Source organism: Jiangella sp. DSM 45060, assembly GCF_900105175.1.
Taxonomy (GTDB): domain Bacteria; phylum Actinomycetota; class Actinomycetes; order Jiangellales; family Jiangellaceae; genus Jiangella.
In genome coordinates, this window is the sequence record NZ_LT629771.1 from 249917 (window position 1) to 269931 (window position 20015).

Here is a 20015-nt window from a genome sequence, read left to right on the forward strand (position 1 = left end):
CTTCCGGCGGGAGGTATGCGGGGGCGGCCGATCGCACCGTGCGTTCGTAAGCGTGTTCGGGCGGAGTCTGTCGGCGGTCGGGCATAGGCTGGGGGCGCCAGCCAAGCGAGTGAGAAGGCGAGTGTGACCCGCCGGCGATGAGTGCCCTGTTCGACGACCTCACCCTGACCGCGGCGGCCGAGCCGAAGAAGCCGGCGAAGCGGCGCTCGCGCGACCCCGAAGCGCTGCTCGACGGGCTCAACGGGCCGCAGCGCGACGCCGTCACCCATCAGGGGTCACCGCTGCTCATCGTGGCCGGTGCGGGGTCGGGGAAGACGCGGGTGCTCACCCGGCGCATCGCGTACCTGCTGGGCGAGCGCAACGCGCACCCGGGCTCCATCCTCGCCATCACGTTCACCAACAAGGCCGCCGGCGAGATGAAGGAGCGCGTCGCCGACCTCGTCGGGAAGCGCTCCGACATCATGTGGGTGTCCACGTTCCACTCGGCGTGCGTGCGCATCCTGCGCCGCGAGGCCAAGCACTTCGGCTACACGTCGTCGTTCTCCATCTACGACCAAGCCGACTCCCACCGCCTCATGGCCATGGTGTGCCGCGAGCTCGACCTCGACCCCCGCCGCTACCAGCCGCGGCAGTTCAGCTACGCCGTCAGCAACTTCAAGAACGAGCTGGTCGACTACGAGACCGCGCTGGCCCGGGCCGAGTCGCACCACGAGAAGATGATCGCCGAGGCGTACGAGCTGTACCAACGCCGGCTCACCGAGGCCAACGCGTTCGACTTCGACGACCTCATCATGACGACGGTGCACCTGCTGCAGGCGTTCCCCGACGTCGCCGAGAACTACCGGCGGCGGTTCCGGCACATCCTGGTCGACGAGTACCAGGACACCAACCACGCCCAGTACGTGCTGGTGCGCGAGCTGGTCGGCACCGGCGTCATCTCCGGCGAGGACGAGCCCGCGGTGCCGCCGGCCGAGCTGTGCGTGGTGGGCGACGCCGACCAGTCCATCTACGCGTTCCGCGGCGCCACCATCCGCAACATCCTGCAGTTCGAGGAGGACTACCCCGACACCCGGGTCATCCTGCTCGAACAGAACTACCGGTCCACGCAGACCATCCTGTCCGCCGCCAACGCCGTCATCGCCCGCAACTCCGGCCGCAAGCCGAAGCGGCTGTGGAGCGACAGCGGCGACGGCGCCAAGATCGTCGGCTACGTGGCCGACGACGAGCACGCCGAGGCGCAGTTCGTCGCCGACGAGATCGACCGCCTCACCGACGACGGCGAGGCCCGCACCGGCGACGTCGCCGTGTTCTACCGCACCAACGCGCAGTCGCGCGTGCTGGAAGAGATCTTCGTCCGGGTCGGCCTGCCCTACCGCGTCGTCGGCGGCACCCGGTTCTACGAGCGGCGCGAGATCCGCGACGCGCTGGCCTACCTGCGGTTCCTGGCCAACCCCGAAGACTCCGTGTCGCTGCGGCGCATCCTCAACGTCCCCAAGCGGGGTATCGGCGACCGCGCCGAGGCCATGGTCGAGGCGCTGGCCCAGCGCGAGCGCAGCACGTTCTTCCAGGCGCTGCGCCACGCCGCCGACGCGCCTGGCATCGCCACCCGCTCCGTCAACTCCATCGAGGGGTTCGTCCAGCTGACCGACGAGCTGCGGCAACTGGTCACCGACGGCGTCGGCCCGGCCGCCGTGCTCGAGGCCACGCTCGATCGCACCGGCTACGTCGCCGAGCTGTCCGAGTCCGACGACCCGCAGGACGAAACCCGCCTCGACAACCTGCGCGAGCTCGTCGCCGTCGCCGGCGAGTACGAGGCGAGCGAAGACTCCGACGGCTCGCTGCCCGGGTTCCTCGAGCAGGTCAGCCTGGTCGCCGACGCCGACGAGATTCCCGAGGGCGACGACCACGACGGCATGGTCACGCTCATGACGCTGCACACCGCGAAGGGCCTGGAGTTCCCGGTGGTGTTCCTCACCGGCCTCGAGGACGGCGTCTTCCCGCACCAGCGCTCGCTCGGCGGCAACACGCAGGAGCTCGAGGAAGAGCGCCGGCTCGCTTACGTCGGCATCACCCGGGCGCGCGAACGGCTGTACCTGTCGCGGGCGTTGCTGCGCAGCGCCTGGGGGTCGCCGGCGCACAACCCGGCGTCGCGGTTCCTCGCCGAGATCCCCGACGAGCTCATCGACTGGCGCCGCACCGAGGCCGACCAGGTCAAGTGGACCACCCCGCCGCCGCGACGGCAGGCGGTCAGCGGCCGGTCCACCGGTGCCGGGAACCGCCCGGTCATCGCGCTGTCGGCCGGCGACCGCGTCACCCACGACGCGTTCGGCCTGGGCACCGTCGTGGCGACCAACGGCCAGGGCGAGCACGCCCAGGCCACCGTCGACTTCGGCGAGTCCGGGCTGAAGACGCTGCTGCTGCGCTACGCGCCGGTCGAGAAGCTCTGAGCCAGCGCGGTCGCCCGCCGCCGCCCGTTGCGCAGCAGCACGACGGCGGTGACGACGGTGGCGACGGCGAACACCGCCAGCAGGATCCCCGCGACCACGGGCGGCACCGGGCTGTCGCTGGTGCAGACCTCGCCGGTGACGGTGCCGTCCGAGTCCATCGAGCCGGAGCACACGCTCGTACCGACGGTGCCCACCAGGGCGAACAGCCAGAACATCCCCAGGGCGGGCAGCAGGAACGTGCCCGCCGTCTTCTCGCCGGGCGTCCAGAGCGGCGAGACCCAGAGCAGAAGCCAGCCGGTGATCAGCGCCACCGGAAGCGCGAAGATGCCGCCGACCGTGGCGAGGACCGGCAGCACCAGCGGCGCCGCGGCCAGCAGCGCGACGACGGCGGCCGGCACCCAGTCGCGCTGCGACAACGGCCGCTTGCCGGGGCCGACTCCGGCGGGGCCGACCCCGGTGGGGCCGACGCTGACGCCGTCGTCGCCGGTCGCCTCGGCCGCGATGGCGAGCGGGTCGCCGAGCGCCCGCAGCACCTCGTCGACGCCGTCGTCGGTGACGTCGGGCCGGTCGGCCAGGGCGGCATGGATGTGCTCGCGGACGCCCGCGACGAGATCGTCCCGTTCGCCGGCCGGCAGAGCGCCGAGCGCGCCGGCCAACTCGTCCAGGTAGCGGTCGATGCGCTGGTGCTGGGTGGCGGTCAGCATGGGTCCTCCATGGCGCTCACCCTCGCCCGGTGGCGAGGACGCGGTCGACGGCGTCGCGGAACGGCCGCCAGGTCTGTTCGAACGTGTCCAGCGCGGCCTGCCCGTCGGGCGTGAGCCGGTAGTAGCGGCGCGGCGGCCCCGACTCCGACTCCTGCCACGACGACGCGACCAGCCCGCCCTTGCGCAGCCGCGACAGCAGCGGATACAGCGTCCCCTCGCCGGCCATCAGCACGCCGTCGGTCAGTTCGCGGGCGATGTCCAGCCCGTACCGCTCGCCGTCGCGGACGAGGGCGAGGATGCAGTACTCCAGCGCGCCGCGCCGGAGGTTGGTCATGATCTGACCCTCGCCAGGTACCATGCGAGACAAGATACCAGGGCGCCGCGCGGTTGTGTGTGCCGCCGGACCGGCAGCGTACGGCCGCGCGGCTGTCCACAGGCGGCACGGATTGCCGCTGTCATCCACAATCGCCGAGCAGCCTCTGGTGGGCGTGCGCGGCTGCCGCTGAGCTGTCTCCGTGACCGCAGACCCGGTGCCCGCGACGTGCGACGGTGACCTGCTCGCGCGGCTGCTGGAGGCCCAGGCGGGCGTCCTGCACCGCCACGAGGTGCCGCCGGCGTTCGCCCGCCACGTGCGCCGGGAGGTGCGCGCCCGTCGCTGGCAGCGGATCGGGCGCGACGTCTTCGTCAGCCACAACGGCGAGCTGGGGAGCCGTCAACGGTTGCAGGCCGCCGTGAAGGCCTCACCACGTGGTGCCGCGCTCGCCGGCCTGACCGCAGCGGAGCTCGACGGACTCCAGGGGTTCGCCACGGGCGCCATCTTCGTCACCCAGCCCTGCGGCACGCGCGACCCACGGCTGCCCGGAGTCGTCGTCCACTACTCCCGGTTCCTCGCCGAGCCCGACGTCCACCCGCTCAAGGTCCCGCGACGGTGCCGGCTCCCGCGGAGCATCGTCGACGCCGCGGCGTGGGCGTCCGAAGACAACCGCGCGCGGGCGATCGTCCTCGCCGGGGTGCAGCAACGTCTGGTGACACCCGAGCAGCTGCGCGACGCGCTGTCACGGCGTGGTCCCTGCCTGCGCCACGCCTTGATCGCCGAGACCATCGACGACGCCGCCGGCGGTGTCGCGTCGGTGCCGGAGCGCGAGTTCGCCGTGCTCGTCCGGGCGTTCCACCTGCCCGAACCCGTCCGTCAGCGGATCCTCCGCCGAGCGGACGGACGCTGCTATCTCGACACGGACTGGGCGGAGTTCCGCCTCGCGGCCGAGGTCGACGGCCGTGGTCACCTCGACGTCTTCACGTGGGATGCCGACCTCGATCGGGCGAACGACATCGTGATCGACGGCCGGACGCTGCTGCGCATCACGTCGTATGCCATCAGGCATCGGCCCGAGTCGGTCGGCGAGACCCTGCGCCGTGCGCTCATCGCCCGCGGCTGGGACGGGCGCACCGCCGGCTGACGATCAGGTGACGAAACGCCCCGCCAAGGCGTCGTTGTGTCACCTGATCGTTTTCCGTCCGCATGCTGAAGATGATCAGGTGACACAACGCCACCCGCCCGGCCGCCTTCGTCACCTGATCCTTCGCGGGAAAACGATCAGGTGACGAAGCCGGCGCTCAGACGCGGCGGAAGAGGAGGGCGCGCTTGACCTCCTGGATGGCCTTCGTCACCTCGATGCCGCGCGGGCAGGCGTCCGTGCAGTTGAACGTCGTCCGGCAGCGCCAGACGCCGTCGCGGTCGTTGAGGATCTCGAGGCGCTCCTCGGCGCCCTCGTCGCGCGAGTCGAAGATGAAGCGGTGGGCGCCGACGATGGCCTGCGGGCCGAAGTACTGGCCGTCGGACCAGTAGACGGGGCAGGAGGTGGTGCAGGCGGCGCACATGATGCACTTGGTGGTGTCGTCGTAGCGGGCGCGGTCCTCGGGGGACTGACGGCGCTCGCGGGACGGGTCGTTCCCGGACGTGACGAGGAACGGCATGATCGACTTGTACGCCTCGAAGAACGGATCCATGTCGACAACGAGGTCCTTGAGCACGGCGAGGCCCTTGATCGGCTCGACCGTGATCGGCTTGTCGATCGGCAGATCCTTGAGCAGCGTCTTGCAGGCCAGCCGGTTGCGCCCGTTGATGCGCATCGCGTCGGAGCCGCAGATCCCGTGCGCGCACGACCGCCGGAACGTCAGCGAGCCGTCGATCTCCCACTTGATCTTGTGCAGCGCGTCGAGCACCCGGTCGGTGCCGTGCATGGTGACGGTGTGCTCCTCCCAGCGCGGCTCGGTGTCGTTCTCCGGGTTGAACCGGCGCAGCCGCATCGTGACCTGGAAGGACGGGACGGCGCCCGCGGCGGGCGCGTCGGCGACAGCAGCAGTCATCAGAACTTGCGCTCCATCGGCTGGTAGCGGGTGACGACGACGGGCTTGAAGTCGAGGCGGACCCCGTCGTCGGAAGGAGAGCGGTACGCCATGGTGTGGCGCATGTAGTTGACGTCGTCGCGGTTCTGGTAGTCCTCGCGGAAGTGGCCGCCGCGCGACTCCTTGCGTTCCAGCGCGCCGACGACGATGACCTCGGCGAGGTCGAGCAGGAAGCCCAGCTCGACCGCCTCGAGCAGGTCGGTGTTGAACCGACGCCCCTTGTCCTGCACCGACACCGAGCCGTACCGGGCCTTCAGCGCATGGATGTCCGACAGCGCCTGCTTGAGCGTCGCCTCGGACCGGAACACCTGCGCGTTCGCGTCCATCGTCTCCTGCAGCTCACGGCGCAGGACGGCGACGCGCTCGCCGTCGGCGCGGTCGCGGATCCCCTCCAGCAGCGCGACGGTGTCGTCGGACGGATCGGACGGCAGTTCGACCAGGGGAGCATGAGACGCGAATTCCGCCGCCGCGATGCCGGCCCGCCGCCCGAACACGTTGATGTCGAGCAGCGAGTTGGTGCCCAGCCGGTTGGCGCCGTGCACGCTGACGCAGGCCACTTCGCCGGCCGCGTAGAGGCCGGGCAGGACGTGCGTGTTGTCGGCCAGCACCTCGGCGTCGATCGTCGTCGGCATGCCGCCCATCGCGTAGTGCGCGGTCGGGAAGACCGGGACCGGCTCGGTGTACGGCTCGACGCCCAGGTAGGTGCGGGCGAACTCGGTGATGTCGGGCAGCTTCGCGTCGATGTGCGCCGGCTCGAGGTGGGTGAGGTCGAGCAGGACGTAGTCCTTGTTCGGGCCGGAGCCGCGGCCCTCGCGGACCTCGTTGGCCATGGCCCGGGCGACGACGTCGCGCGGCGCGAGGTCCTTCAGCGTCGGTGCGTAGCGCTCCATGAACCGCTCGCCCTCGCTGTTGCGCAGGATCGCGCCCTCACCACGGGCCGCCTCGGACAGCAGGATGCCGAGGCCGGCCAGGCCCGTCGGGTGGAACTGGAAGAACTCCATGTCCTCCAGCGGCAGCCCGCGCCGGTACGCGATGGCCATGCCGTCGCCGGTCAGCGTGTGCGCGTTGGACGTGGTCTTGTACACCTTGCCGGCGCCGCCGGTCGCGAACACGACCGCCTTCGCGCGGAACACGTGGATCTCGCCGGTGGCCAGTTCGTACGCCACGACGCCGGCGGTGCGGCGGACGCCGTCGACCTCGTTGAACAGCAGGTCGAGCACGTAGAACTCGTTGAAGAACTCGACGTCGCGCTTGATGCACTGCTGGTAGAGCGTCTGCAGGATCATGTGGCCGGTGCGGTCGGCGGCGTAGCAGGACCGGCGGACGGCGGCCTCGCCGTGCTTGCGGGTGTGCCCGCCGAAGCGGCGCTGGTCGATCAGGCCGTCGGGCGTCCGGTTGAACGGCAGCCCCATCTTCTCCAGGTCGAGGACGGCGTCGATGGCCTCCTTCGCCATCACCTCGGCGGCGTCCTGGTCGACCAGGAAGTCACCGCCCTTGACGGTGTCGAAGGTGTGCCACTCCCAGTTGTCCTCCTCGACGTTGGCCAGTGCGGCGCACATGCCGCCCTGGGCCGCGCCGGTGTGCGACCGGGTCGGGTAGAGCTTGGTCAGCACGGCGGTGCGGACCCGCTGGCCGGACTCGAGCGCCGCGCGCATCCCGGCGCCGCCGGCGCCGACGATCACCACGTCGTACTGATGGGTCTGCATGACTTGCCTCTCGAAGATGAACTACGGCACCTGGCAGAACGACGGCAGCAGGTCGGCGGCCGCGTCCGGCGGGCACGGGTCGAACGTGAAGATCACCAGCGTCCCGAGCACGATGGTGATCGTCGTGGCCGTGTACAGGGCGACCTTCAGCCACAGCCGCACCTGGTCGCGCTCGGCGTAGTCGTTGATGACGGTGCGCAGCCCGTTGGTGCCGTGCAGCATCGCCAGCCACAGCATCAGCAGGTCCCAGACCTGCCAGAGCGGGTCGGCCCACTTGCCGGCCACGAAGCCGAAGTCGAGCGCGTTGATGCCGTCGCCGGTGACGAGGTTCACGAACAGGTGCGTGAAGATCAGGATCACCAGCAGCACGCCGGACGCGCGCATGAACATCCACGCGTACAGCTCGGTGTTGGTCCGGCCGCGCAGCCGCCGCGGCGAGCGCGGCGAGGGAATCGTCGTCGTCATCGGGTCAGCCCCCGAACACGTGGGAGAGGTGGCGGATCGTGAACGGCACCATGAGCACCACCCAGAGCACCAGGACGGTGACGGACATGTGTTTCTGGTAGCGCGGCCCCTTCGACCAGAAGTCGACGAGGACGATGCGCAGGCCGTTGAACGCGTGGAACACGATGGCGGCCACCAGCCCCACCTCCATGAGCCCGACGACCGGGTTCTTGTAGGTGGCGATCACCTCGTTGTACGCCTCCGGCGACACGCGGACGAGCGCGGTGTCGAGGATGTGCGCGAAGAGGAAGAAGAAGATGCCGATGCCGGTGACCCGATGGGCCACCCACGACCACATGCCTTCACGGCCGCGGTAAAGCGTGCCTGCAGGCGCCTTGGGCACGAACGTGCACCCTTCCGATTGCGACGGGGGACGCCGGGCAGCGTGCCCGGCCGCCGGTCATGGTAGCCCCGCCGCCATGGCCGAGTCCGTGGCCAATGTCACGTCTGGCCTGTTCAGAGGCCTGTTTCGGCCGTGACATCTCTCACTTAGGTCACCCTAAGTCGCTGAAGATCCTACGCCGCGGCCGCGGCCAGGCGCCTGCGCGCGACCGCCGTCGCGTAGTGCTCGAGCAACTGGTCGCAGACCGCCTCCCACGACCGCCCGTACACCGACTCGCGGGCCGCGGCGGCCATCCGGACCCGGCGCACCGGGTCGGCGGCGATCCGTGCCACGGCGGCGCGCAGCTGCTCGCCGTCACCGGTGTCGACGAGGTAGCCGGACCAGCCGTCGTCGACGAGGTCGGTGGGGCCGCCGGCGTTCGGGGCGACGACGGGGACGCCGGAGGCCAGCGCCTCCTGGACGGCCTGGCAGAACGTCTCGGCCGGTCCCGTGTGCACGAACACGTCCAGGCTGGCGTAGGCGCGCGACAGCTCCTGGCCGGTGCGGAACCCGAGGAACGCGGCGTCGGGCAGCGCGGCCCGCAGCGACGACTCGCTCGGCCCGCCGCCGACGACCGCCAGCCTGACGCCGGGCAGCCCGGCCAGCGCCGTCAGCGACGCGACGTGCTTCTCCGGCGCCAGCCGGCCGATGTAGCCGACGATGACCTCGCCGTCCGGCGCCAGCTCACGGCGCAGTCCCTCGTCGCGGTGGGCCGGGTGGAAGCGGACGAGGTCGACGCCGCGGCCCCAGCGGGCCAGCCGGGCGAAGCCGTGCGCGTCCAGCTGCCGCAGGCTGGCCGTCGACGGCGCCAGCGTGAGGTCGGCCTGGTCGTGGATGCGTCGCAGCCACGACCAGATCGCGTCGTCGCCGATGGTGCGCCAGAGCCGGTAGCCGCGGGCGAACCCGGCGAGGTCGGTCTGGTAGACGGCGACCGTCGGCAACCCCAGCCGGGTCGCCGCGTTCATGCCGGCCCGGCCCAGCCAGACCGGCGCCGCCAGGTGCACGACGTCGGGGTCGAAGTCGCGCAGGATCCGGCTGATGCGCCGCCGGGTGGAGATGCCGACGATGCTGTCGTCGTTGCCCGGCAGAGCGAACGACGGCACCCGCAGCACCTGGTGCCCGTCGTACTCCGACACGCCCTCGCCGGGAGCGATCACGAGCCCCGTGTGGCCGCGTCGCGTGAGATGCTCCACCACGCGGCAGACCGAGTTCGCGACACCGTTGACCTGGGGGAGGAACGACTCCGCGACGATCGCTACCCTCATGCCGGCAACGATGCGGGCACCCGGTGGCGCGACGGGGATGGCCGCGTGAACGGCGGTCGACGCTACGGCGTCGGCTGAGCCGTTTCGAGACGCAAGGTTCTCACTATGAGAGACGCACGGTGACGCTGAGTGATGTCTGCCCGCAAGATCGATACTACGAGTGCGCCTGCCGGCTCGCGCTGGCACGGGCGTCTCGGCCGTGACAGGGCGACCTGGGGGTAGCGAGTGACGACCGAGATCGGGACACCGGCACGCGTGCTGCTCGTCGGCAAGCGGGTACGCGTCCTCGACGAGCTGGGCCGGGCGTTGCGCGAGGCCGGCATGGTGGTCCGCGAAGAGACCGACGCCGAGCGCGTCCGCTACGGCGTCGACGGCGCCACCATCGACATCCTGGCGCTGGGCCGGGCCGTCACCGGACCCAAGCGCGACCGGATGATCTCGTCGCTGAAGGCACAGAACCCCACGTTGCGGGTCGTCGACGGCCTCGCGCCGATCCCGTCGATCATCGTGGCGCAGATCCGCGAGGTCGTCACGGCGCCCAACCGCGACACCCGCATCATCGGCGCCGCCGCCTACGAGTCCGGCGACAACAGCATCGTGCTGGTGCTGCGCAAGCCCGCCCACGTGGACGTCACGCTGCACCGGCTGGACCCGCTCTACCGGGTGCACGAGACCGACGTCTACACCGGCCCGCTGGACAAGGGACGGCAGCGACTGCCGCTCGGCCGCCGGGTCGGCCGGGGCGAGCGGTTCCTCGTCGTCGAGGCCGACCGCGAGACGACGGTCCACCCGCTCGGCTGAGCGTTGTGGACAATGTCACCACCCACACCACCCGCCGGAGCCCTACCGTGAAGGGATCCAGCCGACGGAGGTGAGGGACGTGGCCACGCGCACGACGGAGTCCGGGTTGCCCGTCGAGCCCGTCTACGGACCGGAGGCGCTCGACGACTGGCCGGCGCAGCAGCGGCTGGGCGTGCCGGGCGAGTACCCATACACCCGCGGCGTCTACCCGACGATGTACACCGGGCGGCCGTGGACCATGCGGCAGTACGCCGGGTTCGGCACCGCCGCCGAGTCGAACCGGCGCTACCACCAGCTGGTCGAGGCCGGCACCGGCGGACTGTCCGTCGCGTTCGACCTGCCCACGCAGATGGGGTACGACTCCGACGCGGCGGTGGCGGCGGGCGAGGTCGGCAAGGTGGGCGTCGCCATCGACTCGGTCGAGGACATGCGCGTGCTGTTCGACGGCATCCCGCTGGGCGAGGTGTCGACGTCGATGACGATCAACGCGCCGGCGTCGCTGCTGTTGCTGCTGTACCAGCTGGTCGGCGCGGAACAGGGTGTCGCCGGCGAGCGGCTGACCGGGACGATCCAGAACGACGTGCTCAAGGAGTACATCGCCCGCGGCACCTACATCTACCCGCCGGCCGCGTCGCTGCGGCTGACCAGCGACATCTTCGGCTACTGCCGGCGTGAGCTGCCACGCTGGAACACCATCTCGATCTCCGGCTACCACATGGCCGAGGCCGGCGCGACGCCCGTGCAGGAGGTGGCGTTCACGCTGGCCAACGCGCGCGAGTACGTCCGCGCCGCCCTCAGCGCGGGGCTCGACGTCGACGAGTTCGCGCCGCGGCTGTCGTTCTTCTTCGTGTCGCGGACCACGATCCTCGAGGAGGTCGCGAAGTTCCGCGCCGCCCGGCGCATCTGGGCCCGCGTCATGCGCGACGAGTTCGGCGCGACCAACCCGAAGTCGCAGATGCTGCGGTTCCACACCCAGACGGCGGGCGTGCAGCTCACGGCGCAGCAGCCTGAGGTGAACCTGGTCCGGGTCGCGGTGCAGGCACTGGCCGCGGTGCTCGGCGGCACGCAGTCGCTGCACACGAACTCCTACGACGAGGCCATCGCGCTGCCGACGGAGAAGGCGGCCCGGCTGGCGCTGCGCACCCAGCAGGTGCTGGCCTACGAGACCGACGTCACCAGCACCGTCGACCCGTTCGCCGGCTCGTACGCCGTCGAGTCGCTCACCGACGAGCTGGAGGCGGCCGCCGTCGAGCTGATGACGCGGGTCGAGGACATGGGCGGTGCCGTCGCGGCCATCGAGCGCGGCTTCCAGAAGGACCAGATCGAGCAGTCGGCGTACGACGTCGCCAAGCAGGTCGACGCCGGCGTGCGCACCGTCGTCGGCGTCAACCGGTACGTCACCGACGACGAGGAGCCGTACGAGCCGCTGCGGGTCGACCCCGCCATCGAGGCGGCGCAGGCCGCGCGACTGGCCGCGCTGCGCTCGTCCCGCGACGGCGACGTCGTCGGGCGGTCGTTGGACGCACTGCGCACGGCGGCCGCGGGCACCGACAACGTGCTGGTCCCGATGCGCGCCGCGCTGGCCGCCCGGGCCACCGTCGGCGAGGTGTGCGACGCGCTGCGCGAGGTGTGGGGGACGTACACGCCGCCGGCCGGAATCTGACCCGCTGTCCGACGCGGAACGTACGATGTGCCGATCAGCACATCGACGGAGGGACGCATGAGCCGACGCGCGCTGGCGGTGGGCGCCGCCGTGGCCGCGTTCCTGCTGCCGGCCGGCTGCTCGGCCGCGGGTGAGGAGCCGACCGGCCTGGGCTCCTCGACCGGCGGGTCCGCCGTCACGACGTCCGCGTCCGCCGTCCCGTCCGACCCGCCGACCGTGCCCGGCGACGTCCCGTCCGGCCCGGTGACCGAGCCGAGCGCCGCGTTCACGCCGCCCTACCAGCCGCCCGGCGAAGAGCGCACCGTCGAGCTGCACGCCGAGCTGCCCATCGAGGCGCCCGCCGACGCCACCGACGAGGAACTCGCGGTGCTGCGGGGCGCCGGCCGGTTCATGGCCAGCTGGGACGCCGTGCTGTTCGGCGCCGGCGACGAACAGTCGGGCATTCTGCGCACCGCCATCGACCCTCAACTCGGCCGGCTGCTCAACTACATGGTCGAGTCGATCTCGAAGCAGCGGGTCGTCGTCGGCGAGACGACGCATCTCGTGCTGCGCGGCGTCAGCGTCGACGACACCACCGCCGAGGTCGACGTCTGCACCATCATGCGCGACTGGGTGCAGTACATCGGCGGCACCGGCGAACCACAGCCCGAGGTCGAGCGCCTGGTGCTGACGATGACACTGGTCGACGGCGCGTGGCTGGCGTCCGACACCGAGCAAGCCGACCCCGCGCCGTGCGAGTGAGACGGCGTCCTGACGGGGTCCGTGCCCGATGGTAAAGTCCAGGTCCGCCCGTTGTGACCGAACCACCTGGAGTGCCGAGCCATGAGGGCCGTCGTCAGAAGCCTGTCCACGCTGGTGGCCGGCGCCGCCCTGGTGCTGGCCGCGGCTGGCCTGGCCGGGGCCCGCGACGGCACCGGTGGCGACGACACCGGCGACGGCTACGAGGTCGGCGTCGAGGTCGTCCTGACCGGCGACGGCGCACCCGGCGACGGCGGCAGCTACACGGTCTCGATCCCGCCGGTCTGCTGGTGGGAGCGGCTCGACAGCCAAATGCCAGGCGACGGCAGCAGCGTCGACGCCGGCGACCCCGAGGCCGTGATGAAGTGGTACGAAGAGACGTACCCGCTCATCAACGGCTCGTTCTCGTTCGCCCGCGGGATGTTCCCCGACCGGTCGGTGTTCGAGGAGGCGATCGCGCGGGAGGCCGCCGGCACCGACCTCACCTGGTACCAGGTCCGCGCCGGCGACGCCGGCAGCGTGGACGACATGATGAAGTGCGCCCAGGGGTCCAACTACGGCGGGGTCAACGGCGAGATCCCGATCATCTACTGGCCGTGGGTCGACGGCGAGCCGCCGGCGCCGGCCGTCGACCCCGAGACGCTGGCCATCGAGGCCCGCGACGTCATGGTCATCGACGAGCCCGAGGTCGACCGCAACCCGCGGCTGGCCGGCACCGCCGACGGCGCCACGTTCGTCAACGTCAACACCTGGTTCTGGGTGGTCGACCCCGAGATGGTCGGCGGCGACGGCGGCACCCGCACCATCCGCGCCGACGTCGTCGGCGCCAACGTGTGGGCCGAGGTCACCGCGACGACCGACGGGCTGTCCATCGCGTCGCCGAACGGGTCGCGCCAGTGCGACCCGGAGGTCGCCCAGCAGGCCTGGACGTCCGGCGCGGCCGACGCCGACGGGTGTACCGTCCAGTTCACCCGCGCCTCCGTCGCCTACCCGGGCGGCTACCCCGTCACCGCCGCCACCGAGTGGTCGGCGTCGTGGGAGGGCCAGGAGGAGGACGGCACCGCCGTCGGCGGCGACCTCGACCCGCTGCGCCGCGAATCGACCGTGAACGTCCCGGTCGCCGAGGTGCAGACCGTCGTCAAACGCGCTCGCTGAGGGGACGTTCCCGGCGTTCACGCTGTGCGGCGGTTCGACAGCGACTTGGTCACGGATACATCTCGGCGGTTCACCCTGCGTTCAAATGGCGAGATGGGCGGTTAGCCTACGGCTTGGATTCGCAGCGATTTCGGCCCCACCGGACACGAGTGGCACGGCCGATCGACCATCGGGGCCTGGAGGGGCAGATGAACAAGAGGTTTCGGCTCGCCGCCGCGGTGAGCGCCGTCGCGCTCGCGGTCGCGGCTTGTGGTGAGGCTCCGGACGAGAACGGCGACGGCACCGCCACCGGCGACAGCACGGGCGGCAGCGCTGACTTCACCGCGTGCATGGTGTCCGACCAGGGCGGCATCAACGACAAGTCGTTCAACGAGACGTCGTACAACGGCCTGGTGCTGGCCCAGGAAGAGGGCATCATCCCGGAGCCGAAGTTCGCCGAGTCGCAGACCGACGCCGACTACGGCCCGAACGTCACCGCCATGGTCCAGGACGACTGCGGCATCATCGTGACGGTCGGCTTCCTGCTCGCCGACGCCACCCGCGAGGCGGCCGAGTCCAACCCCGAAGAGCACTTCGCCATCGTCGACTACCAGTACACCGACGAGACCGGCACGCCGACGCCCATCGACAACGTCAAGCCCCTGGTGTTCAACACCCAGGAGGCGGCGTTCCTGGCCGGCTACGCGGCGGCGTCGTACTCCAAGACCGGCATCGTCGGCACCTGGGGCGGCGCGCCCATCCCCACGGTCACCATCTTCATGGACGGCTTCTACGACGGCGTCCAGTACTACAACGAGCAGAAGGGGACCGACGTCCAGGTCCTCGGCTGGGACAAGGCGACGCAGGACGGCCAGTTCGTCGGCGACTTCGCCAACACCGGCCTCGCCCGGCAGATCAGCGACAACCTCATCAGCCAGGGCGCCGACGTCCTGCACCCGGTCGCCGGCCCGCTGGCCGAGAGTGCGGCCATCGCGGCGCAGGCGGCGGGCAACGTCGCCGTCGTGTGGGCCGACTCCGACGGCTTCGAGTCCGCGCCCGACTACGGCGACGTCATCCTGACCTCCGTCCTCAAGGGCATGGACCAGGCCGTCCTCGCGGCGACGCAGGAGGCGGCGGACGACGCGTTCAGCAACGAGCCGTACGTCGGCACGCTCGAGAACGGCGGCGTCGGGCTGGCCCCGTTCCACGACTTCGACGGTGAGGTCTCGCAGGAGACGAAGGACGAGATCGCGCAGATCCAGGAGCAGATCATCTCCGGCGACCTCGTCGTCGAGTCGGACGCGGCGTTCTCCTGACCGTCGGTCACGACCACCCCGGACGGCCCGCCCAGCGGGCCGTTCGGGGTAGCGTCGTGCTCACTTCATCGCTCGCACCACGAGGAGGGCGGTCCGGCCGTTGAAGCTCGAACTGCGCGGCATCACCAAGCGCTTCGGCAGCCTGGTGGCCAACGATTCCATCGACCTGGTGGTCGAGCCGGGCGAGATCCACTGCCTGCTCGGTGAGAACGGCGCCGGCAAGAGCACGCTGATGAACGTGCTGTACGGCCTCTACCAGCCCGACGACGGCCAGATCGTCGTCAACGACAACAAGGTCGCGTTCTCCGGCCCGGGCGACGCCATGGCGGCCGGCATCGGCATGGTGCACCAGCACTTCATGCTGATCCCGGTGTTCACCGTCGCCGAGAACGTCATGCTCGGCCAGGAGCACGTCGGCTCGGCCGGCCTACTCGACATGGACGCCGCCCGGCGCGACGTCCGCGAGATCTCCGACCGCTACGGCTTCAACGTCGACCCCGACGCCCTCGTCGAGAACCTCCCCGTCGGCGTCCAGCAGCGGGTCGAGATCATCAAGGCGCTGGTCCGCAAGGCCGACGTGCTGATCCTCGACGAGCCGACCGCGGTGCTGACGCCGCAGGAGACCGACGAGCTGATCGCGATCATGCGCCAGCTCAAGGCCGACGGCACGTCGATCGTGTTCATCACCCACAAACTGCGCGAGGTCCGCGCCATCGCCGACCGCATCACCGTCATCCGCCGCGGCGCCGTCGTCGGCGAGGCCTCGCCGGACGCGTCGGAGAACGAGCTGGCCTCGATGATGGTCGGCCGCTCCGTCAGCCTCACCGTCGACAAGGCGCCGGCCGAGCCCGGCGACGTCGCGTTCGCCGTCGACGACCTCAGCGTGGTCGACGACCGCGGCGCCGCCGTCGTCGACCACGTCTCCTTCGACGTGCGCGGCGGCGAGATCCTCGCCGTCGGCGGCGTCCAGGGCAACGGCCAGACCGAGCTGGTCGAGGCGATCCTCGGCGTGCAGGAGCACGTCACCGGGTCGATCCGCCTCGACGGCAAGGAGCTGCTCGGCCGCGGGGTCGGCGACGTGCTCGGCGCCGGCGTCGGGTTCGTGCCCGAGGACCGCACCGTCGACGGCATCGTCTCCAGCTTCTCCGTCGCCGAGAACCTCGTCCTCGACCTCTACAAGCGGTCCCCGTTCGCCCGCGGCCTGTCGCTGCGCGGCTCGGAACTGGCGACGAACGCGCGGCAGCGGGTCGAGGAGTTCGACATCCGCACCAGCAGCATCGACACCCCGGCCGGCACGCTGTCCGGCGGCAACCAGCAGAAGGTCGTCGTCGCCCGGGAGCTGTCGCGGCCGCTGAAGCTGTTCATCGCCGCCCAGCCGACCCGCGGCCTCGACGTCGGCTCGATCGAGTTCGTGCACAAGCGCATCGTGCGCGAGCGCGACAACGGCACGCCGGTCATCATCGTCTCCACCGAGCTGGACGAGATCAGCGCGCTGGCCGACCGCATCGCCGTCATGTACCGCGGCCACATCGTCGGCATCGTGCCCGGCGACACCGACCGCGACGTGCTCGGGCTGATGATGGCCGGCATCGCGCCCGACGAGGCGCAGGCCGAGGCCGAGGCGAACCCGACGGAGGTCGAGCACGCCGGCGAGACCGGCGACCCGGAGGACGGACAGCCGTGACCGACACCAAGCCACCCGCCGAGGCGCCCGAGCCGGCCGCGCCCGAGGAGGAGCCGCTCCCGCCGCGGCAGGAGACGTTCTTCCAGCGGTTCATGCGCGAGCTGACCGGCGGCAGCATCCTGGTGACCATCCTGTCGGTGCTGCTGGCGCTGGTCATCGGGGCCGTGCTGATCGCCGCGTCCGACCCGGACGTCCAGGACCGCGCCGACTACTTCTTCTCCCGGCCCGGCGACACCCTCTCGGCCGCGTGGAGCGCCATCAGCGACGCCTACAGCGCGCTGTTCACCGGCTCGATCATCGACATCAACGAGTACACGATCGGGCGGGCGCTGCGGCCGCTGGCCGAGACCGCGACCAACGCGGCGCCGCTCATCGCCGCCGGTCTCGGCGTCGCGCTGGCGTTCCGGGCCGGCCTGTTCAACATCGGCGCCGAGGGCCAGATCATCCTGGGCGCCATCCTCGCCGGCTACGTCGGCTTCGGCTGGCACCTGCCGACCGGCCTGCACCTCGTCCTCGGCGTGCTGGCCGGCATCGCGGGCGGCGCGTTGTGGGCCGGCATCGTCGGCGTGCTGAAGGCGCGCACCGGGGCCCACGAGGTCATCGTCACGATCATGCTCAACTACGTGGCGCGGTTCCTCATCGCCTACCTGCTCACGACGGCGGCGTTCCAGCGGCCCGGCGCGTCCAACCCCGTCAGCCCTATCGTCGACGGGTCCGCCCAGCTGCCCCGGTTCTTCGACGACTCCCGGCTGCACCTCGGGTTCGTGCTGGTCATCCTGGCCGCGTTCGGCGTGTGGTGGCTGCTCGAGCGCAGCACGATGGGCTTCGAGTTCCGCGCCGTCGGGGCCAACCCCAACGCCGCGCGCACCGCCGGCATGTCCGTCAGCCGCACCTACATCTGGGTCATGGTGCTGGCCGGCGGCCTGTCCGGGCTCGCCGGCGTCATGCAGGTGCTGGGCACCGAGCGGTACCTCACGTCCGGCATCTCGGCCGGCATCGGCTTCGACGCCATCACCGTCGCGCTGCTCGGCCGGGCCAGTCCGTGGGGGACGGTGGCCGCGGGCCTGCTGTTCGGCGCGCTGCGCGCCGGTGGCGTGCCCATGCAGGCCAGCACCGGCACGCCCATCGACATCATCGTCGTCATCCAGTCGCTCATCGTGCTGTTCATCGCGGCGCCGCCGCTGGTCCGGGCCATCTTCCGGGTCCCGGTCCGGTCGGCCGGGCAACCCGTCGCCGGGCTGCAGAGGGGGTGGGGCGCGTGAGCGCGCCGACCATGACCGCGCCGGCGGCGCTGTCCGCGGACCTCGCCGTCCGGCCGAGCTGGAAGGCGCCGATCGCGTTCGGCCTGCTCGCGCTGGTCGCGCTGATCACCTTCGGCATCCTCGGCGAGTCCGGCCAGACCAGCACGTTCGGCATCTCCACCAGCTCCGACGCCTGGCAGATCGACCCGCTGGCGCTGTCGTCGCAGCCGGTGGCGCTCGGGCTGTCGCTGGTGTGCGTCGTCGTCGCGGCGTACTCGGCCTGGCTGGTGCGTTCGGGTCAGGCGGTGCCGACGTGGCTCACCGTTCTCTTCGCGATCGCGTTCGTGCTGGCGTTCCTCGTCTGGGCCGTCGCCGGCGAGCAGATCTCGTTCACGTCGCTGCTGCAGGGCGCGCTGGCGCTGTCGGTGCCGTTGGTGTTCGGGGCGCTGTCCGGCGTGCTGTGCGAGCGGGCCGGCGTCATCAACATCGCCATCGAGGGCCAGCTGCTGGCCGGTGCGTTCCTGTCCGCCGTCGTCGCCACCCTGACCGGGAGCCTGTACGTCGGCCTCGTCGCGGCGGTCGTGGCCGGGCTGCTGGTGGCGTTCGTGCTGGCGGTCTTCGCGATCAAGTACATCGTCAACCAGATCATCGTCGGCGTCGTGCTGAACGTGCTCGTGCTCGGCGTGACGAACTTCCTGTACGGGCAGCTGCTGGCGCCCGAGGCGGGCACGTGGAACAGCCCGGGCACGCTGCCGCGGGTGGAGATCCCGCTGCTCAGCGAGATCCCGGTCATCGGGCCGGTGCTGTTCGAGCAGACGATCATCGTCTACGCCATGTACGTCACCGTCGCCCTGGTGCACGTCGCGCTCTTCCGCACCCGCTGGGGCCTGCGCGTGCGCTCCGTCGGCGAGCACCCGAAGGCCGCCGACACCCTGGGCATCCGCGTCAACACCGTCCGCTTCCGCAACGTCCTCCTCGGCGGCGCGGTGGCCGGCTTCGGCGGCGCGTTCTTCACCCTCGGCAACGTGGGGGCGTTCTCGCGGGAGATGTCGGCCGGCCAGGGCTTCATCGCGCTGGCGGCGATGATCTTCGGGCGGTGGAGCCCGCTCGGCGCGCTGGGGGCGGCGCTGCTGTTCGGGTTCGCGAACAACCTGCAGAGCGTGCTCGGCATCATCGGCACGCCGATCCCCAGCGAGTTCATGCTGATGCTGCCGTACATCCTGACGATCTTCGCGGTCGCCGGGCTGGTCGGCCGGGTCCGGGCGCCGGCCGCCGACGGCGAGCCGTACGTGAAGTCGTGACGGCGGTCGACTGGGCCGCACTGCGCGCCGCCGCCGTCGAGGTGGCGGCGCGCGCGTACGCGCCGTACTCCGGCTTCCCCGTCGGCGCGGCAGCCCTGGTGTCCGACGGCCGGGTGGTCGTCGGCTGCAACGTCGAGAACGCCGCCTACGGCGTGACGCTGTGCGCCGAATGCGGCCTCATCTCCTCGCTGATCGCCGGCGGCGGCGGCCGGCTCGTCGCCTTCACCTGCGTCGGCGGCGCCGACCGGCGGCTGACCATGCCGTGCGGGCGCTGCCGGCAACTGCTCTGGGAGCACGGCGGGGCGTCGCTGCTGGTCGAGACGCCGCTCGGCATCCAGACGATGGACCAGGTGCTGCCGCAGGCCTTCGGGCCCGAACAGCTGCCGCCGCACCCCTAGCTCGCTGGCCCGCTCCGGCGTTGTACCCGGCGACTCCGGGTCGACTCGGCGGCGAGTGTCGGTGCCCGCCCGTAGGGTGGGAAGCCCTCCCAGCCGGGCGGGGTCCGTACTCGTCCGTTCGATGTGCGCGACACCTTCCGGCCAGCCCGCCGCTCCTGGCCGGTCGCCGTCGCGGTCCTCCACCCGGCCGCCACCCCCGGCCGCCGCCCCGCCTCCGTCCGTCCGCGCCCGGCCCGCTGTGCCGCGTCGGCGGCGAGTGTCGGTGCCCGCCCGTAGGGTGGGAAGCCCTCCCAGCCGGGCGGGGTCCGTACTCGAGCGTTCGATG

18 protein-coding genes are annotated in these 20015 nt (G+C 71.4%); 11 read left to right on the forward strand and 7 right to left on the reverse strand.

From position 1 onward, the window contains the following. Positions 1 to 137 precede the first annotated feature (137 nt). Positions 138 to 2447, forward strand: coding sequence for a DNA helicase PcrA (pcrA, locus tag BLU82_RS01245; protein ID WP_092614512.1), 2310 nt, complete (start codon positions 138 to 140; stop codon positions 2445 to 2447). Here pcrA and BLU82_RS01250 read toward each other — a convergent pair. Both BLU82_RS01250 and BLU82_RS01255 read right to left on the reverse strand, forming a co-directional pair. Further along, positions 2423 to 3151, reverse strand: a complete 729-nt coding sequence (locus BLU82_RS01250; protein WP_092614515.1) for a hypothetical protein — start codon at positions 3149 to 3151, stop codon at positions 2423 to 2425. The genes pcrA and BLU82_RS01250 overlap by 25 nt on opposite strands. A gap of 16 nt (positions 3152 to 3167) precedes the next feature. Beyond that, positions 3168 to 3509 carry a PadR family transcriptional regulator gene (locus BLU82_RS01255; protein ID WP_092614518.1) on the reverse strand — a complete coding sequence of 114 codons (342 nt, stop codon included), beginning with the start codon at positions 3507 to 3509 and terminating at the stop codon, positions 3168 to 3170. 157 nt (positions 3510 to 3666) lie between these two features. Here BLU82_RS01255 and BLU82_RS01260 point away from each other — a divergent pair, with 157 nt between their 5' ends. Next, positions 3667 to 4608: a hypothetical protein gene (locus BLU82_RS01260; RefSeq protein ID WP_157740454.1), complete on the forward strand. Its 942-nt coding sequence runs from the start codon at positions 3667 to 3669 to the stop codon at positions 4606 to 4608. Between the two features lie 157 nt (positions 4609 to 4765). On the opposite strand, the gene BLU82_RS01265 is transcribed toward BLU82_RS01260, so the two are convergent. The 5 genes from BLU82_RS01265 to BLU82_RS01285 form a co-directional block, all read right to left on the reverse strand. Then, entirely contained in the window at positions 4766 to 5518 is a 753-nt protein-coding gene (locus BLU82_RS01265) for a succinate dehydrogenase iron-sulfur subunit (protein ID WP_092614523.1), read from the reverse strand. Then, positions 5518 to 7263, reverse strand: a complete 1746-nt coding sequence (sdhA, locus tag BLU82_RS01270) for a succinate dehydrogenase flavoprotein subunit (RefSeq protein WP_092614525.1) — start codon at positions 7261 to 7263, stop codon at positions 5518 to 5520. The genes BLU82_RS01265 and sdhA overlap by 1 nt, the downstream gene beginning before the upstream one ends. Before the next feature lie 21 nt (positions 7264 to 7284). Next, a complete protein-coding gene (locus BLU82_RS01275) occupies positions 7285 to 7728 on the reverse strand; it encodes a succinate dehydrogenase hydrophobic membrane anchor subunit (protein WP_092614530.1) in 444 nt (147 codons plus the stop codon). 4 nt (positions 7729 to 7732) lie between these two features. Then, the gene (gene sdhC, locus BLU82_RS01280; RefSeq protein ID WP_092614532.1) at positions 7733 to 8110 is read right to left on the reverse strand and encodes a succinate dehydrogenase, cytochrome b556 subunit; all 378 of its coding nucleotides are present in this window, start codon (positions 8108 to 8110) and stop codon (positions 7733 to 7735) included. Positions 8111 to 8283: 173 nt separating this feature from the next. Further along, entirely contained in the window at positions 8284 to 9414 is a 1131-nt protein-coding gene (locus BLU82_RS01285) for a glycosyltransferase family 1 protein (protein ID WP_092614534.1), read from the reverse strand. A 225-nt stretch (positions 9415 to 9639) separates the two neighbouring features. On the opposite strand from BLU82_RS01285, the gene BLU82_RS01290 reads away from it, so the two are divergent. From BLU82_RS01290 to BLU82_RS01330, 9 genes are all read left to right on the forward strand, one after another. Beyond that, on the forward strand, positions 9640 to 10215 hold the full coding sequence (locus BLU82_RS01290) for a hypothetical protein (protein ID WP_157740455.1): 576 nt from the start codon (positions 9640 to 9642) through the stop codon (positions 10213 to 10215). Between the two features lie 79 nt (positions 10216 to 10294). Then, positions 10295 to 11878 carry a methylmalonyl-CoA mutase gene (locus tag BLU82_RS01295; RefSeq protein ID WP_172885502.1) on the forward strand — a complete coding sequence of 528 codons (1584 nt, stop codon included), beginning with the start codon at positions 10295 to 10297 and terminating at the stop codon, positions 11876 to 11878. Between the two features lie 57 nt (positions 11879 to 11935). Next, complete coding sequence (locus tag BLU82_RS01300; protein ID WP_092614541.1) at positions 11936 to 12619, forward strand: hypothetical protein; 684 nt, start codon at positions 11936 to 11938, stop codon at positions 12617 to 12619. A gap of 81 nt (positions 12620 to 12700) precedes the next feature. Further along, positions 12701 to 13771: a hypothetical protein gene (locus tag BLU82_RS01305; RefSeq protein WP_092614544.1), complete on the forward strand. Its 1071-nt coding sequence runs from the start codon at positions 12701 to 12703 to the stop codon at positions 13769 to 13771. Positions 13772 to 13959: 188 nt separating this feature from the next. Further along, positions 13960 to 15066, forward strand: a complete 1107-nt coding sequence (locus tag BLU82_RS01310; protein WP_092614547.1) for a BMP family protein — start codon at positions 13960 to 13962, stop codon at positions 15064 to 15066. A 100-nt stretch (positions 15067 to 15166) separates the two neighbouring features. Then, positions 15167 to 16750, forward strand: a complete 1584-nt coding sequence (locus BLU82_RS01315) for an ABC transporter ATP-binding protein (RefSeq protein ID WP_092614550.1) — start codon at positions 15167 to 15169, stop codon at positions 16748 to 16750. Beyond that, entirely contained in the window at positions 16747 to 18012 is a 1266-nt protein-coding gene (locus tag BLU82_RS01320) for an ABC transporter permease (protein ID WP_197682664.1), read from the forward strand. The genes BLU82_RS01315 and BLU82_RS01320 overlap by 4 nt, the downstream gene beginning before the upstream one ends. An 11-nt stretch (positions 18013 to 18023) precedes the next feature. Continuing rightward, positions 18024 to 19292: an ABC transporter permease gene (locus BLU82_RS01325; RefSeq protein ID WP_092625278.1), complete on the forward strand. Its 1269-nt coding sequence runs from the start codon at positions 18024 to 18026 to the stop codon at positions 19290 to 19292. Next, on the forward strand, positions 19289 to 19690 hold the full coding sequence (locus BLU82_RS01330) for a cytidine deaminase (RefSeq protein WP_092614553.1): 402 nt from the start codon (positions 19289 to 19291) through the stop codon (positions 19688 to 19690). The genes BLU82_RS01325 and BLU82_RS01330 overlap by 4 nt, the downstream gene beginning before the upstream one ends. The last annotated feature ends 325 nt before the right edge of the window (positions 19691 to 20015 follow it).

Bases quoted from the DNA above. Each gene is read 5' to 3' on its own strand.
- BLU82_RS01255 (WP_092614518.1), bottom strand. From the start codon at position 3,509: ATGGTACCTGGCGAGGGTCAGATCATGACCAACCTCCGGCGCGGCGCG.
- BLU82_RS01275 (WP_092614530.1), bottom strand. From the start codon at position 7,728: ATGACGACGACGATTCCCTCGCCGCGCTCGCCGCGGCGGCTGCGCGGC.
- BLU82_RS01305 (WP_092614544.1), top strand. From the start codon at position 12,701: ATGAGGGCCGTCGTCAGAAGCCTGTCCACGCTGGTGGCCGGCGCCGCC.
- BLU82_RS01285 (WP_092614534.1), bottom strand. From the start codon at position 9,414: ATGAGGGTAGCGATCGTCGCGGAGTCGTTCCTCCCCCAGGTCAACGGT.
- BLU82_RS01250 (WP_092614515.1), bottom strand. From the start codon at position 3,151: ATGCTGACCGCCACCCAGCACCAGCGCATCGACCGCTACCTGGACGAG.
- BLU82_RS01325 (WP_092625278.1), top strand. From the start codon at position 18,024: ATGACCGCGCCGGCGGCGCTGTCCGCGGACCTCGCCGTCCGGCCGAGC.
- BLU82_RS01310 (WP_092614547.1), top strand. From the start codon at position 13,960: ATGAACAAGAGGTTTCGGCTCGCCGCCGCGGTGAGCGCCGTCGCGCTC.
- sdhA (WP_092614525.1), bottom strand. From the start codon at position 7,263: ATGCAGACCCATCAGTACGACGTGGTGATCGTCGGCGCCGGCGGCGCC.
- BLU82_RS01300 (WP_092614541.1), top strand. From the start codon at position 11,936: ATGAGCCGACGCGCGCTGGCGGTGGGCGCCGCCGTGGCCGCGTTCCTG.
- BLU82_RS01265 (WP_092614523.1), bottom strand. From the start codon at position 5,518: ATGACTGCTGCTGTCGCCGACGCGCCCGCCGCGGGCGCCGTCCCGTCC.
- pcrA (WP_092614512.1), top strand. From the start codon at position 138: ATGAGTGCCCTGTTCGACGACCTCACCCTGACCGCGGCGGCCGAGCCG.